The organism is Methanoregula sp. (assembly GCF_028679125.1).
In the GTDB taxonomy this organism is placed as follows: domain Archaea; phylum Halobacteriota; class Methanomicrobia; order Methanomicrobiales; family Methanospirillaceae; genus Methanoregula.
In genome coordinates this window covers 47,410-62,165 of the sequence record NZ_JAJRCG010000015.1, presented here as the reverse complement: position 1 = coordinate 62,165, position 14,756 = coordinate 47,410, and the positions used below count along the sequence as shown (strand labels likewise).

At 50.9% G+C, this 14,756-nt stretch carries 12 protein-coding genes; 5 read left to right on the top strand and 7 right to left on the bottom strand.

The features are described 5' to 3' along the window. Nucleotides 1-409 precede the first annotated feature (409 nt). On the top strand, nt 410-787 hold the full coding sequence (locus LUQ43_RS10190; RefSeq protein WP_299967110.1) for a DUF5658 family protein: 378 nt from the start codon (nt 410-412) through the stop codon (nt 785-787). 75 nt (nt 788-862) lie between these two features. Here LUQ43_RS10190 and LUQ43_RS10185 read toward each other — a convergent pair whose 3' ends face one another. The 3 genes from LUQ43_RS10185 to LUQ43_RS10175 all read right to left on the bottom strand — a co-directional run bounded on the left by LUQ43_RS10185 (nt 863) and on the right by LUQ43_RS10175 (nt 3,488). Beyond that, nucleotides 863-1,198, bottom strand: a complete 336-nt coding sequence (locus LUQ43_RS10185) for a hypothetical protein (RefSeq protein ID WP_299967107.1) — start codon at nt 1,196-1,198, stop codon at nt 863-865. An 893-nt stretch (nt 1,199-2,091) separates the two neighbouring features. Beyond that, complete coding sequence (locus tag LUQ43_RS10180; protein WP_299967104.1) at nt 2,092-3,024, bottom strand: hypothetical protein; 933 nt, start codon at nt 3,022-3,024, stop codon at nt 2,092-2,094. Continuing rightward, the gene (locus LUQ43_RS10175; RefSeq protein ID WP_299967101.1) at nt 3,021-3,488 is read right to left on the bottom strand and encodes a type IV pilin N-terminal domain-containing protein; all 468 of its coding nucleotides are present in this window, start codon (nt 3,486-3,488) and stop codon (nt 3,021-3,023) included. The genes LUQ43_RS10180 and LUQ43_RS10175 overlap by 4 nt, the downstream gene beginning before the upstream one ends. A gap of 392 nt (nt 3,489-3,880) precedes the next feature. Here LUQ43_RS10175 and LUQ43_RS10170 point away from each other — a divergent pair, with 392 nt between their 5' ends. From LUQ43_RS10170 to nikR, 3 genes are all read left to right on the top strand, one after another. Then, entirely contained in the window at nt 3,881-4,576 is a 696-nt protein-coding gene (locus LUQ43_RS10170; RefSeq protein WP_299967098.1) for a type IV pilin N-terminal domain-containing protein, read from the top strand. Further along, entirely contained in the window at nt 4,573-5,085 is a 513-nt protein-coding gene (locus LUQ43_RS10165; protein WP_299967096.1) for a type IV pilin N-terminal domain-containing protein, read from the top strand. The genes LUQ43_RS10170 and LUQ43_RS10165 overlap by 4 nt, the downstream gene beginning before the upstream one ends. A gap of 244 nt (nt 5,086-5,329) precedes the next feature. Further along, nucleotides 5,330-5,752 carry a nickel-responsive transcriptional regulator NikR gene (nikR, locus tag LUQ43_RS10160; protein WP_299967093.1) on the top strand — a complete coding sequence of 141 codons (423 nt, stop codon included), beginning with the start codon at nt 5,330-5,332 and terminating at the stop codon, nt 5,750-5,752. A 102-nt stretch (nt 5,753-5,854) separates the two neighbouring features. On the opposite strand, the gene LUQ43_RS10155 is transcribed toward nikR, so the two are convergent. From LUQ43_RS10155 to LUQ43_RS10140, 4 genes are all read right to left on the bottom strand, one after another. Continuing rightward, the gene (locus LUQ43_RS10155) at nt 5,855-7,705 is read right to left on the bottom strand and encodes a type II secretion system F family protein (protein WP_299967091.1); all 1,851 of its coding nucleotides are present in this window, start codon (nt 7,703-7,705) and stop codon (nt 5,855-5,857) included. A 3-nt stretch (nt 7,706-7,708) separates the two neighbouring features. Beyond that, nucleotides 7,709-9,631: a type II/IV secretion system ATPase subunit gene (locus LUQ43_RS10150; RefSeq protein WP_299967088.1), complete on the bottom strand. Its 1,923-nt coding sequence runs from the start codon at nt 9,629-9,631 to the stop codon at nt 7,709-7,711. 23 nt (nt 9,632-9,654) lie between these two features. Further along, nucleotides 9,655-10,449 (bottom strand): hypothetical protein, encoded by a 795-nt coding sequence (locus tag LUQ43_RS10145; RefSeq protein WP_299967085.1) that lies wholly within the window; start codon nt 10,447-10,449, stop codon nt 9,655-9,657. A gap of 81 nt (nt 10,450-10,530) precedes the next feature. Then, nucleotides 10,531-12,183, bottom strand: coding sequence for a PEGA domain-containing protein (locus LUQ43_RS10140; RefSeq protein WP_299967082.1), 1,653 nt, complete (start codon nt 12,181-12,183; stop codon nt 10,531-10,533). A gap of 217 nt (nt 12,184-12,400) precedes the next feature. On the opposite strand from LUQ43_RS10140, the gene LUQ43_RS10135 reads away from it, so the two are divergent. Further along, entirely contained in the window at nt 12,401-14,752 is a 2,352-nt protein-coding gene (locus tag LUQ43_RS10135) for a PGF-pre-PGF domain-containing protein (RefSeq protein ID WP_299967079.1), read from the top strand. Nucleotides 14,753-14,756 lie beyond the last annotated feature (4 nt).

Below are 14,756 nucleotides of genomic sequence, written 5' to 3'. Positions count from 1 at the left end.
TAAACCAAACCACTAATTCTTGATTGTTAGTTCTCGCGCTGGATCCTCGGGCGTTTCCTTAGCTTGCTGCATCCTCAATTTCTATCCTGTAGCCATAGGTAGGCTGACTTATCCATAGCAGCGGTAATGAAAATTTTGTTTCAGGTTTATCGCACTTTTGGTGGATGTTACACAATCACCCATAACAATATGACACGCCCGGTCCGCTTGCCACGATGCTGTAACCCGGCGCCGCTTTTTGGAAATCCGTCAATCACACGCACGGTCGTGATTATCATACCGGATACTACCGTAATTCTGTGAAGGTGCTATTTAAAAAAGTGAATAAATCCCATCACCTTAACAATGGCAAAAATAAATTTATTATTGTTAAAACAATCGTTTTATATGCCCTGCCAGATCTCCATGTATGTTTCCTGCGGAGAATGGGAGGGCCGGGGTAATCCCGCGGGCTGGCACGTACCCGCTTGACGGCAAACGATACCAGCACTTCGTGGTCTTCGCCTTCATCCTTGCAGGTCTCTTTCTGCTCGACATCCTGACAACCCAGTTCATCCTCTGGATGGGGGGAGTCGAGCTGAATCCTGTTATGGCACTTGTTGTGTCAAACCCTGTACTCCACCTGGCGGTCAAGGGAGCGATCCTCCTGGTGATAGTCTCGGTCGCCTTTGTTGCAGAAAAGTATGTCCGGGATTCAAGCGTGTTTTTCTATTGCATACTCATCACGATGTACCTGTTCGTGATCACCAACAACCTGTTCGTCATTCTGCCCAGGGTACTCCCGTAATATCCCCCGGGAATGCCCCCGGGGGAGTTATCAAAAAGAGATGAAAAGAGAGTCTGAGATGGATGTGGGCCGGCATCAGAACTCTTCTGCAATGCCATATCCCCAGCGATAGAGCGTTGCAATAGCATCGCTCTTCGGGAACAGGTCGCAGATCAGGCCTTTGCCTCTCAGGAACCGTTCTGCGGTTGAGGGAGAGACCGGTAGGATCTTCCCGTGGGTTTTCCTGCCTGCCGCCCACTGGTGGAGGTAAAAGGTGATCTTCTTTTCAGCGTCCGTGTGGATGTAGAGATCTTTTCCCTGTCTCTGGATGTCGGGAGATTCTTTTTGGGGTCGTGCTGCTGCGTAGAGACATTCATCCTTTTGGGTATCAACCCGGATCTTCCTGCTGCCGTCATACAGTTCTGTCTTCATGGGATCAACTCCTGTTGTACCCAGGACCGGTTTCCCCGCCGGTCCCGATACGATTTGGATTTTCCCTGCATACCTTGTCGAAAGTGAGGTAATTCATGGATAGCCAGAAATACCCTGATTCTAGTGTGTGTCCCGCTTGTTATTATAACTTTTTATTTTTTTAGCAAAAGATATGTAAATAATTTAAAAACGTAATAATTGCATGGGGACCACTAGAGGCCGGTTTTTGGATCGTGTTACAGTATTTCCTATCATCGTTAAGGATCCGGTGGATCTTCCCCACCCCGGAACTCAGCAAATACCCCTGCTATTCCGTCCGGCCCTCCGGAAGAACGGGATGAACGTCTTCCGGCGTTGCGGCTGTACGTCCGTGAATGCGTACTCTCCCCGCGAGATGTATCTGCACGTCAGTCTCACACTGACCTGTGACCGTACATCCAGATGCTCATTTCTGAAGACAATCAGTATTTTTCTTGTCAATGGCGAAAAAAAATGGTTTTCCCCCTGCCTCTGAACTCAGGGGAATCACTCCTGGTATATCCGCGACCGGTTTCCCCACCGGGCACAGCACAACCGAAATTTCATACATACCTTGTCGAAAGTGGGGGTAGTTCCTGGTTTTCCAGTAATACCCGGTTTATTTTGTATATGTTTGAGAGCATTATACCTTTTTATTTTCAGGCGAAAAAATATGCAAATATCTTACTATTGCGTTATAATTTGCTAAGAACAATTAACCTCTTCGTCAACCCCCGGTCTCATTGCAGGTGGTTCTCCCGTCCGGGAAATGTATTCGTGTTACCCTGGCGGGTGGGGGAGATTGTCTTCGATCGTTCCTGCCGGGCGGCCGGCAGGGTCTCTTCCCACCGCCATTACCGGGAATGTCCCGATCGTTAGTATGCACCTATCGTTATCTCGGTTGTCTCCCGGATCAGGGTCACGTTGGGATTAAATGTCAGCTGGATCTCCCGTTGCGTCGGTTCTGGTGGATAATTCCGGTATACATTCCCACAACTGGAAACCGTGTTATTTACGGTGGTATTCAGGTATTCCCAGAAGGTCGAATTGAACCTACCTGGCGGTGCGGTAATACTGAGGTTTATGCTGGTTACATTGGCAATGCGTTCAGGGTCCACGCTGCTTTCCAGGACCAGCATGCCATTTCCGTTACCGCTCATCTTTGCATGCTGCGGGTCTGGTGTGATATTGATGACATGAATAATAATTACGGAACAGTCTCCCGAGCTTGAATAAGCCTTAGGTTCCAGTTCAACCAGTGACCTGGCCAGCCCGTCATACGTGACATTCGCCATGGTGGTAGCATCCAGGGGAGTTACGAGATTTCGTTCAGTATTATTGACATACACGTTCCCGTACGTCCAGACATATCCCTGCTCCTGCCAGAAATTGTTCACCGGAGTATAAGAGAATTTAACAAGGCTGGAATTATGATCCGCTGATGACTGTGATGATGATGCGGGATCCGGGCCGGTCCTGTTAGTCCAGTTCATCCGGAAGTACCCATCGGGTGATGCGTTCCAGACCTTCAGTTCCCCCCCGGATTTTACCGGGTCAAAGGTAAAATCCCCGCCACCCAGCGGGATTGTTTCTGAGAGCCTCATATTGTTTTTCAGGTTATGGGACACGGCGTTTTCGATATCTGAGGAAAATTTCAGGAAGCCAGATTCCACGTCCTTGATGTGGTTGATCTCCGACTGCGCTTTCATCGAGGGAACGTAATACGCGTTCCACGCGGCAAAAAATGTCACCGCGACCGCAAGGATGAGCATGACGGCAATGACCGGGGCTACGGCATCGTCCTTCACAGGCTGATCCTCCCGGTATAGATCACAGACCTGTCCGTCAGAAGTTTGATGCTCATATTTCTCCGGATGTCCTCACGGGCCCAGAGATCTTCGCGCATCCTGACCGTGATGTTGCTCCCCAGGTCGAATGTCTTCTTTGCCTGCTGGTATGGGTGAACCATCAGGAACTGTTTACGAGGATCGGATACCGTTTCATTATACTGGTAAGGTATCCTCCCTGAATCGTTTACGAAAATGACCGACAGGTCCTCCGCGTTCACCCAGTCCCCTCCTTTGTGCCAGAGCGTGACATTTCCCAGCGTATCGTTGGTCATCATGATGGTGACCGTTGGCTCGCGATCGACCGGCAGGTAATGGAACACTGCAGCAGCGAAGACCGATACCAGTACGATCACAAGGGCGATCATGAGCATCTCCCCGACCACTTCCGAGACCCCGCAATCACTTGTCCGATAGTGTTGCATCCGGCATCTCCTTCAGATATTCCCCGGGAATTTACCCATGTAGTGATCATTCCGATAGTAAACATACGGGATTGTTACGGATGAGAAATGCCCTGACAATTCAGGTTCCTGGACTTCGGTCGGGAAGTGTTGCGGGAGTCGGTCAGCGTTCTGGCAGGGTCGGGATGCGGTGGATTTCAGGTTCATATGCGTACTCTTTTCTGGTCGGGAATCGCGCGTGTCTAATATCAGTACATTGAACACACTGTAATAAAAAAACTCCTTTTCGTTATACCGATATCAAATACTAATATTGAATATGTGATAATTGTAAATAATAATAATTGAACAAATCTTTTAGAAATCCGACGAATAATCTTACTAAAGTACAACTAAAATGAAAAGGGGTATTAATGACCAGTTCGCAATATCATAATCACCAGGAATGGATCTTTATGGTCAGGAATGATGAGGGAGTTTCTCCGGTTGTTGGCGTCATGCTGATGCTTGCCGTGACGGTCATCATAGCAGCTATCGTGAGCGCAGCAGCGGGAGGATTATCCGGTACTAACAAACAGGCGCCCTCTGCAATTCTTGAGGTGCATTTCTACGAAAATAAATCCTATGGTGATTCTTTCGTCAACACTATGACCATTGAACATGTCAGCGGTGATCCCCTGCAGACAAAGGATCTCAGTATCTCTACCTATTTCCGGAACAGTACCGGCCAGCTGATCAAAGGATCGCTCATGGGGGAGAATACAAGTAAGATCCGTGACGGGGAATATTGTGGAACCCTCTTCATCAACGACCAGGACCGGTTTGGGAATTCCCCGCTGGTGAATACAGAAAAAGGCAAATACAAAAGCTGGTTCGGGAATACCTCGGCAGTACTGATGGCCGGTGATTCCCTGGTCACTCCGGCCCAGTATTACGCAGCAACATCAGAGAAGGAAAATCTTGCGCTGGATGAAATTCTCAACTTCAAGACTTATGACAATACCGGAGTGATAGACAACGGGTATAAGGCCGGTTCCGTGATCACGGTGAAGATTGTCCATATCCCCAGCGGGCAGATTATTTTTGACAAAGACGTGGTGATCGTATGAAACTGTCTTATGAAGATGCAGTTTCTCCGGTTGTCGGGGTCATGCTGATGCTTGCCGTGACCGTCATGGTCGCAGCGCTCGTGAGCGGGTATGCCGGGGGATTTTCCGGCGGGACTGATAAGACCCCCCAGAGTTCAATACGGGCAGTTCCTTCTATTGACCAGCAGAAGATCTATTTTGAGCATAATGGCGGCGACCCGTTTATGCTCAGTTCTGTTCAGGTAGCTTTCCGCGCCAACGAGAGCAAGACCACGCTGTCGGTCATTGATGCCGGGAGCCAGGCCGGGAAGCGGGTGAGAAATTTTACTGAAGTGGGGAACAACGATGGGACATATACCGATACAACAATCCAGGCCGGGGATACGTTTTACATCACCGCCCTTGACGGGGATAACAAGACCTGGATGAAATTCGGGAGCATGAACCTGACGACCGACAGCAGGATCACCTGGCTTGTTGTTGACAAGGAGACCAGCAAAACCATATCCTCGGGTTCATTCTATCTGTAAAAATGATAACGGGAGATGATCCGGAATCTCCCAGTTTTTTACTCTTATATGATGGATCAGTGGCTTGCTTTTGCAGTAATTCTTTTTTGTACTGAATCCGGGTGTTTCGGCGATACCGTGTCGATATGCTCGCAGGGGGCAAACGGCCTGTCAGTAAAAGGTATCACCAAGTACAACTGAACTCCCCGGTTTTCAAAAAGATTAAAAAACAATCAACAATGATACTCTCATCACGGATAGTACCATGACCATGGACGATGATCTCTCCCGGATTGGCATCTCACTGCCGAAAAACCTGCTTGACCGGTTCGATGAAATCCTGAACTATCGCGGGTACTCCTCGCGTTCGGAAGGCATACGCGATGCGATCCGGACATACATCACGTACTACAAGTGGATGTCGGATGTCAAAGGAGAACGGGAAGGTGTCATCACGATGGTGTACGACCATGAGCAGCGAAACCTTCTCTCGTCCATTATGGAGGTCGAGCATGAATACCATGATATCATCAAGGCATCGCTCCATTCGCACGTGACTCATGAGCGGTGTCTGGAAGTGATCCTTGTCCATGGCGACGGGACGCAGCTCAAGGCACTTGCCGAGAAACTGATGGCCCACAAGGGTGTCGAGTCCGTCAAACTCACGACTATCGCGATTGAAGATTAAATCTTTTTTTCTGTTCGTATCGTTCTGCCTGTCAGTAGTGCAACTTCACGGAATCAGATACTGGCGGTCGGTCGTTCAGTACTGTGCCGGATGAACGGGACATCACATGATAAATACGAACAGGGCGATCGTGGCTGCAAGAAGGACAATGCTGTGCTTGAAGCCGGCAAGGATGCTGTTGGAACTGAACTGTCCGGCCATGATACCGGAGAATGTGGCAAGAATGATCCCGATATTGAACATTTTGGTGAGGTTGCCGGCAGTATCGACACTGACGTCCATTCCTTTGAAGGCAGAAAGGAATGGAATGTTCAGCTGGTATGCTGTATACAGGTAGATACCAAACGAGAGATAGATGATCATCACGTAAACAATTGTGGTGTTTGACCGCTCGCGTTTCAGTTTGAGATAATACTCGAAATCCGTGATTGCGATGATGAAGATCTGCCGGAGGTTCGTGGTGATCTCACTGGCCCGTACGAGCAGCGAGATCGCACGCTTGACAGATACGAGACCAATCCGCTCTTCCATCTTCACCAGTGCGGAGTTAACATAGGCGCCGGATTCGATATCCCTGGATGCAACCGAGAGTTCGGAACTCAGGACGCCCAGTTTTGCACCGGATATCCGGTGAATAGCCTCATGCAGGGTGATTCCGATATCTTTCATATCCGAGAGTTCCCTGAGGAAATCCGGCAGGTGCTGTTCGATGTTCTGCACGTACCATCTCCGTCCTTCATACGAGAGGGCAAGCGGTGCCATGAACGCGATGATGGCCAGGCAGATCACTGCCTGGACCTGGTTGTGCAGGAACAGCATATCGAATCCCCCGGTGAGCCAGATCGCGGCAACGATACCGGCAAATCCAGCCCCCAGACCGAGCCCGTAATAGTAACTCCTGATGTACGTCCTGAACGGGTGTTTCAGTTGGGCAAGAAAGATATTCCTTCGTTTGTTTGTCTCAATCCGCTGGAAGAACTCCTTGTTCTTCGGGTCATCTTCTGCTGCGATGATCTGAGGAACACCCGGCACGCTGGAACCGAAATCATGCTCGATGGTCTCCTTTCTGGAGATCTCCATATTCTCCGGTGGAAGCATCATCGATAAGATCCATATCATGACGATTGCACCCGCAGGAATACAGATATACATCACCGGGACGATCCAATCCATTCCCTGACTGTTGGTCATACCCTGCGCAACGATCATGATGATGAGAGCAATCGGCCCTGCAACAAATGCTGTCACATAGACCTCGGCCATGATCTCGATGGTTTTTAAGACCAGTTCGAGTTCCTGTTTTGCCTGGTCCCGGTAGTATTCGGTCTTTGCCCCAAGGTATGTAGTGATGTTTCCCCCGCTGTCGAACACGATTGCGAGATCATTGATAAAGTCGCGGAGATTGGTGGAAGGGGTGGTGCGCTGCAGGTTCTTCATAGCCGCATCAAGGTCATCACCGAAGAGTTCGACGTCACGGACGATCATGCCGAACTCCTTTGAGATCTCCCCGAACATGTCATGCTCTTCGTACACCTTGCGGATGATCTCGTACGGGGGCATGGTGGTGGAGAGAGCCTGCATATACGAGATGGCATAGGGCATATCCAGATCAATCCGGCTTTTCCGTCCCTGTGCAACGACCTGTGGGTAATATATCTGCATTACGTACTGTCCGGGAACGATAAGGATGAATAAGATAATCCAGAGAAGGGTTCCGGTTGTCGGGAATCCGAAGATATCCATCTCAAACCCGCTGACCATGAAAAAAAAGTAGAGGGCAAAGAACATCACGAGCGTGTAGGCGAGATTGACCCTGACCGTCCTGAGATACTCCTCTGCGGTCATGGGCATATGGGCTGACCTGATTGACGCACGCAGGGTGTTGCCGTGGAGCATCAGCTCGAACTCGGTCAGCTTCTTATCAGCTCTTCTCAGTGCGGGAGGCAGGATCACGGATCAATCACCCAGGTCGTGAATAGCATTCGCGAGATCCCGAAGGGTTGGCGGTTCCACTTCAAGGGCCCAGGTAAAGAACTCCTCGCGTTTTTTGAGCTGGTGTTCGAGTTCTTTCTCATCCCATCCGTTGTGAAAGGCGATCTCTTCGAGGACCTTGGATTTTGGGGAAACCTTCGTGAATGTGTCGTGCTGGATATCCCATTCAAACAAGAGGACCGGGTTAATTTCCCCGCTCTTCGTGACTTCAATCTCGTGGATTGAGAGGCAGCGACGGATTCTCGTCTTCCCTATAGTATAAATTGCCTGGACCACGACAAGGTCGAGTGCCTGGAACATCACGGGCGGGACGTTGATTGGGTCATGGGTCAGGCGGTTTATCGCTTCATACACACTCCCGGCATGGATGGTCGAGAGGGTGGAGTGACCGGAGTTCATAGCCTGGAAGAGGGTCTGTGCCTCCCGGCCCCGGACCTCCCCCACAATGATATATTCCGGGCGCTGCCGCATGCAGGCCTTCAGGAGCGAGAAGAGATCGATGTCTCCCTTGATCCCTTCGGCATTGAGTTCCCGTGTCTGGGTGGGGAGCCAGTTCTTGTGCGGCAGCTGGATCTCACGGGTATCTTCGAGTGATACCACCTTGGCATTCTGCGGGATAAAGAGCGATATCGCATTCATCGTGGAGGTCTTCCCGCTGGCAGTACCTCCGACGACAAGAATGCTCTTCCTCGATTCGATGGCCAGCCAGAGAAACGCGAGGGTCTGTGCATCATAAGTGCCGAACCGGATGAGGTCCAGCGGGGTCATAGGCTCGGCACGGAATTTTCGGATCGTGAATGAGCTGCCCTTTGTTGAGATGACATCACTGTAGGTGAGCTGGATACGTGCACCGTCCGGCAGGGTTGCATCAACCATCGGGTTGGAGAGCGATGTCTGCTTGTTGGCTTTCTGGGCAAGTTTCAGGACGAACTGGTTCAGTTCGCGCTCGTTAAAATAGATACTTGTCGGGAGGCTGCCATATGTCCTGTGGAAGATAAAGACCGGGAGACCATGGCCATTGCAGCTGAGATCCTCCAGTGCCGGGTCTCGCATGGGGACTTCGAGAGGACCATAGCCGGAGAGATCCCGCTTGATGTAATAATTAAGAATCGCGACCCGGTCCTCGGTGATATCCGGATCGAACTGTCGGATGATCCTTGCCACCGCAACCGAATCGATCCGCTCGCTCCGCCCTTTCTCCGTGTTGTCATAAATGATGATATCCCGGAGTTGTGCATAGGTCTCCATCAGGATCGTCTTCTCTTTCTGGGATATGGGAGGCTCAACCACGATGTACGTGAATCCTTCGTTCCTGACCCGTTCGATCTTCACAAAGGAATAGGGTTCCACAACCCAGTACCGCTCCATGGTGGCGAGGGACATCTCTTCCGGGAGTTCAGTTACCTGCTGCGGTGCAGTGGATTCCTGCATAACAGAAGAAGTATCCGGTACCCGGTCCGGTACGGAAATCTGGTTGCTGTTTTTTTCCTGTCCTTTTGTGGGAAGCCAGGTACCTTCTGCATGTCGCCTGAGTATTGTGTTTACTGATACTGCCGCAGCAGCAAGGGAGAGGATTGCGAGCCCGATCATGACCGGGAGGGAGAGATCGATAAACATGACGATGAAGCCGGATACCAGAGCTGCTGCAATGACCGCGACAAATGATATTACTCCTTCCCACGAGGGTTCGGCAAGAACTGAAAGAACGTACTCACCGGTTGCACGGGCAGTCTGCATGACCATGGATGGCAGTTCTTTTTTTGGAATATCTGATCGGGAGGCAGGTTCCGTTGAGGGAGGGAGCGGATCTTTTGATCCATGAAGGTGGTTTTTCAGGGTTGAAAAAATGCCGTTCAGCCCGATGAGGGTGAACGCACACGATGCCATAACCAGACAATCCGGAAACATGATCACTCCCATTCATCCTGTTGTTGTTGTTCAGGTACCGTTGATCCAGCTGCAATCACACCCGTGGGCGAAGCACCGGTCCGGATCATCACGTTCACTTCAATGAAGTTACCCTGGATTGTCAGGTGATAGGTTCCCTCCCGGAATATCTTGATCGCCCGGGGGCCGGGTGTCGTTGTCGTGGTAATTTCGTTACCCTCAGCATCGTATCTCGTGATCTCAAATTCATACTTGCCGGTATCTGAACTGTATTCCCTTCCGTACCCATCTTCAGCTACCACTTCCTGCGTCTGGTTGTCCCTGACCGTGATCGTCAGGTAAGGCCGGTTAACCGACTTTTTGAGATCCCCCCGGCAGGAATCCGGGTTTTCCAGGCAATCATTCTGGGGAGTGACGGTGTAGATGATGTATAACGGTCCCTCTACCACATTCACGATCAGGCCGGTAGCGTTGCCCCGCAGTTTGTAATTCTTTTCGAACTCGTATCCGCAGGTCTCACACCAGATCGGGTTGACCAGACCTGTGCTGTTGATCCGGGTTCCATGAAGGATCGGGTAGGGATCGGGTGTCAGGATCGGGCTGGCTTCTGTCACGGCCGCTGACTTTGCCGGGGTCATTTCTGCAGCCGGGTACTGTATCCCGGCATTCGCGGCTGCACCCGATATTGCAACGGGGGTCTCCGTTCCATTCGTATTATACGACATGACCTCCGTTGTCTGTGTGGATTCTGCTCCTGGCAGAAACCCCTTGATGCAGCCCCCGGAAAAAACCAGAGCGACAAGGACCAGAATTACCATGCCGGACATTAATCCCGGTGTGTATATTTTATGCGTCATCCCGTGTTCCTCCAAGGTATTGCGGATCCTGCTGTATCATAGTCATCCCTCCGTACCCAGCGGGATAACCGTGGCTACCACAGACTGGTACTTTTTCTCCATCGTACCTGGTGAAAACCACTCGTCACCGGCGGTCTCCAGGTAATAATATTTCTTGCCATTGATCGGATAGTAATACCCGTTGCAGTTATCACACGCTACCGCAATGGCAGCGTGCCCTTCGTTCTCTCCTGGAAGGAAAACGACTGCAGTGTCATATCCCATCTCCCTGAGCAGTGCTGCTGCAAGAATGGCGGTATCTTCACAATCCCCTCCCTTGTCCGCAAGTGTCTCGAGGGGGTACTTCCAGTATTCGTTCGTCTGTCCTGTTTTCAAATTAATATCGCTGCTGTAGGTAATGCCCTGAACAAATGAAACGACATTATGATAATCATTCCTTGCACTGTAACTCTCAAACCCGCTGACATCCTTGAGCCTTTTTATGAGGATATGGAGGTATTCCCGGTCCCTGTCGCTGATGGCATATCCCGCCAGCGTACTTCCGGTCATGTTTGTCGGATGTGGCTGCATCTGGTAATACTCGTAAAGATCCTGTGGGATATCGAGTGTGATCTGTGCTTCATGCCCATTGGATGTCCAGTTGAATGTCTGTTCAATAACCGGGGTTGCATTTACCTGTATCCACCCGGGCTGTTTTGTCAACCTGCTGCTGTTCTCGTACTCCCATTCGCGGTCAATGATTGATCCTTCGTTTGCGCTATCGAGACTGGCAAGGATCTCGTGGGTTGAACCGGGTGTGAATGTAAACGACTGGTTCAGTGATGTATTACCCAAGAACCGGAATTCCAGCAGGTAGTTGCCCGCGGGCAGCGCATTCATTGTTTGAGGAGCAGAGCCTTTGAACGTGCCATCCAGGTAGATTCCTGCTCCCGAAGGAGATGAGTCAAGATAAAGGGTACTGGTGGTTGGGACCCGGGCAAGATCGGCGGTTACCTGCAAAGATTCTCCACCTTTAACGTTTACTACGCCGGTGAAATTCCAGTACCCGTCCTTGCATATCACAACAGAATGGTTCCCGGATGTGATTCGCCTGAGGAGTGTTGGTGTCGTTCCTGCGGATTTCCCGTCAATCTGTACAGCAGCACCGTCCGGGAATGAGGTTACACTTAAGAAGCCGGTTCCCGGTAACGGGACCAGATATTCCGTATATTCTGTTATGATCTCTGTGGAAGCGGAAATGACATCATGGTAATCCTCGTACCCCTCCTTCTTGATAAGAATCTCATGGCGGCCTGGCAGCAGGTTGTCAACGGTGATATCGGTTACGCCCCGGATATTCCCGTCAATATACAGGTCTCCTCCTGAAGGTTCTGACAGGATTGTCGCAATGCCCCGGTCCGGGTGATGCTGGAGGTTGGCAATAATATCCATGTGTTTCCCGTCGGTCATATTTACCGTGGTATTATAGGTGGTATAACCATCCTTCCGTACTTCGATGATGTGGGTCCCACTAGGGACGATGATATTCATGACGGGAGTGTTGCCGTAATTCGTTCCATTGATTATCACCACACCCCCCTCCGGGATGGATGTAATCGAGAGTGAACCGGATACATTCGTCGCAGTTACCGGTGTAATGACCAACAGTGCAAGGATCAGCACACTGAAAAGCAGGGGGGTATTACTAATTGACATGCAGGTACCATCTTGTATAGAAAAATTTACTATTTATATGCAGCACAAATGATTTTGTTCATCTATTATTGTTAACATATTGTATATGTTAAACAAAAATATGTCGTTTTGATCTTAAGAAAACCAGGGAATTTTGTGGCTTTTGACAGGAATGTACCGGGGGCACCTCTCCTGAATCCACCATAATTATTAAATATGGCCCATAGCACTCCTATCTATGCGGGATGTCCTTGCTGCACTCATCCTGATCGCACTTCTGTCATCTGTTCCTGTTGCCGATGCAGCAACATCGCTTGTCATCACCCAGCCGAGCGCGAACGAGACCTCGTTTGCCGAAATGAGGGATTTCTATGTGTACGGTGTCTTTTCTCCCGTGGCAGTAAGTCCAGGGGATTTCAGTATTGAACTCTACCAGGAGAGCGCCTGCACCGGGGATACATGCAGCGGATCTCCCGTGCGGGCTGTCCGGAGCCATGTCGATCCTGTCACCCTGGTGACCAACGCGAGCCAGATTGACTGGTCATTTGTGGACGGATCAACCGTTAAAGGGGGATATGTCCCGGATATCATCAAGACCGACACGGGTGGAGGAGGTCTCAATGACCCTAACAACAAGGTCGTGGTCACCCACTCCTATTATGCAGGACTCATCCAGGGAGGGGTGACGCAGGATTACAATACCACTTACAAGGGCAGCAACGGGGTAAAACTCCAGAATATCACCGACGGGGATTACCGGATCAAAGTTATCGGGCTCTCGGGAGAATTTTCCGGCCAGACCGTGACGAAATCCATCCATTTCGGGATCACCGATACCGCATTCGGGACCAACCGTCCCACATCGAACAAGAACGTGCGAACCTCATATGCAATCGAGCACGGCCTCCGGACCTACTACGACGCGTTCCCCGGTTATTTTGATGGCGGGAACGGCAACTGGTCCAATTTCAAAAAACTTTCAGCCCCGAACAACGGGATTGAGAGCGTGAATGATCTCTACGGCACGACAAAGGATACCGTTGCGGTGTCAAACAACACGATGTTCATCTATAACCTCAACAGTGCCAGCACGACCTATTGCGTCGAACTCGCCCCAATCCTGAAATTCGGCTTGGAAGACGGGGTGAACACGACGTTCCTTTATTATTCGAATGGAGAACCGGTGCTCACGTACAGGGATTCCGGTGGTACTTCCCAAGAAATGACCTCAACGCTCAAGCAGTTCAGCGGGAGTACCCGGCTCGGCCTCACCCGGGTTGATGTGCGGAATGCCACCGCCTCGAGTTACGAGAATCTCTATGATCCCAATGATACGGTTTCGAAATGGGTCTATACCGATCTCTCGGGAACGATCAGCATGAACGAAGGCCAGTATTTCACGATCTACGGTGTGACAAAACCAATTGCAGCCACCGTCTCGTCAACGTCCACTCCCTATTGGTACTCCTTCGATAACCGGATCGCCAACCTGACCTGCACGATCACGGATGCGTATGGCAATACGGTATCCACCACAACGCATGCAGTCAACCTGTCCCGGTACTACAATAATTATCCCGGTTCATGGAACCCGTACCAGAAATATAACTCGCTCTTTGAGTTTGGGGCAGAAATTACCTCACGGTTACCTCCCGGGCTGTATACTGTCAGTCTTGCCGGCGCGGATGTATCCGGTTCAGCCGTTTCCGGTGCGACCGGATCCTTCTCCCTGCAGGTGAAATCACTTACATCAACGGATACTGCCATGTCGGGGGTTGACAGCGGCAGTTCCGACAGTTCCTCTGCCGGGGCACCGCAGGTTCTCATCAGTCCTGGAGCGCCGACCGGCCAGCCCGTGGCATTCACCTTCACATCCGGAGCGTCAGACAGGATCACCATCCAGGCAGTCACCCTCACCCCGGCTCGTGCTATCGGGCAGGTGGAATGTATCCTGCGATCAGCTGCCCCCGGCCCGGCACTCCAGCTGAATGATCGGGCAGTTGCCGGCTATCATAGTATCACGGTGAACTGGATCAGTCCGGATGCAATAGATCATGCAGAGATCGCCTTCTCCGTAGACAAATCCTGGCTGGAAGCCCATCATGTGGCACCAGAGAATGTGGTGATGCTCCGGTACACGAACAACCAGTGGGTCGAATTGCCAACAAGGCTGGACCAGACATCCGCCAGGTCCTACGGGTATATCGCGACAACACCGGGATTCTCGTATTTCGCTGTTGCTGAAAAGAAGAACGGGGCCGTCGGAAGATTGGTGACTCATGTGCCGACAGTGCCGGTAACTGAAGTACCCTCTGCTGCTAGCAATGCTGCATCAGGTACTTCATCAGTCTACCCGACCCGTCCCCTCGTCAAGGCCGTATCGACGACCACAATCCCTGCACTATCTCTGCCCGTAGTAACTCCGGCACAATCATCAATCATGCTGGTCTTCTTCCCGTCCGAAGGTCTTCCGTTCGTGACTATTCTTGTATGGGTGGTCGTGCTCGTGATCCTGATCATGGCAATCTGGCTTATCCGACGATGGTGGATACGGCGCCAGAACCCTGCCCTGTTCAGGAACTACGACTGACCCT

What these genes read in the sequence shown, in the direction of transcription:
- LUQ43_RS10150 (WP_299967088.1), bottom strand. Translation starts at nt 9,631, where the DNA reads ATGGCATCGTGTGCGTTCACCCTCATCGGGCTGAACGGCATTTTTTCA.
- LUQ43_RS10145 (WP_299967085.1), bottom strand. Translation starts at nt 10,449, where the DNA reads ATGGTAATTCTGGTCCTTGTCGCTCTGGTTTTTTCCGGGGGCTGCATC.
- LUQ43_RS10165 (WP_299967096.1), top strand. Translation starts at nt 4,573, where the DNA reads ATGAAACTGTCTTATGAAGATGCAGTTTCTCCGGTTGTCGGGGTCATG.
- LUQ43_RS10135 (WP_299967079.1), top strand. Translation starts at nt 12,401, where the DNA reads ATGCGGGATGTCCTTGCTGCACTCATCCTGATCGCACTTCTGTCATCT.
- LUQ43_RS10190 (WP_299967110.1), top strand. Translation starts at nt 410, where the DNA reads ATGTTTCCTGCGGAGAATGGGAGGGCCGGGGTAATCCCGCGGGCTGGC.
- LUQ43_RS10175 (WP_299967101.1), bottom strand. Translation starts at nt 3,488, where the DNA reads ATGCAACACTATCGGACAAGTGATTGCGGGGTCTCGGAAGTGGTCGGG.
- LUQ43_RS10170 (WP_299967098.1), top strand. Translation starts at nt 3,881, where the DNA reads ATGACCAGTTCGCAATATCATAATCACCAGGAATGGATCTTTATGGTC.
- nikR (WP_299967093.1), top strand. Translation starts at nt 5,330, where the DNA reads ATGACCATGGACGATGATCTCTCCCGGATTGGCATCTCACTGCCGAAA.
- LUQ43_RS10140 (WP_299967082.1), bottom strand. Translation starts at nt 12,183, where the DNA reads ATGTCAATTAGTAATACCCCCCTGCTTTTCAGTGTGCTGATCCTTGCA.
- LUQ43_RS10185 (WP_299967107.1), bottom strand. Translation starts at nt 1,198, where the DNA reads ATGAAGACAGAACTGTATGACGGCAGCAGGAAGATCCGGGTTGATACC.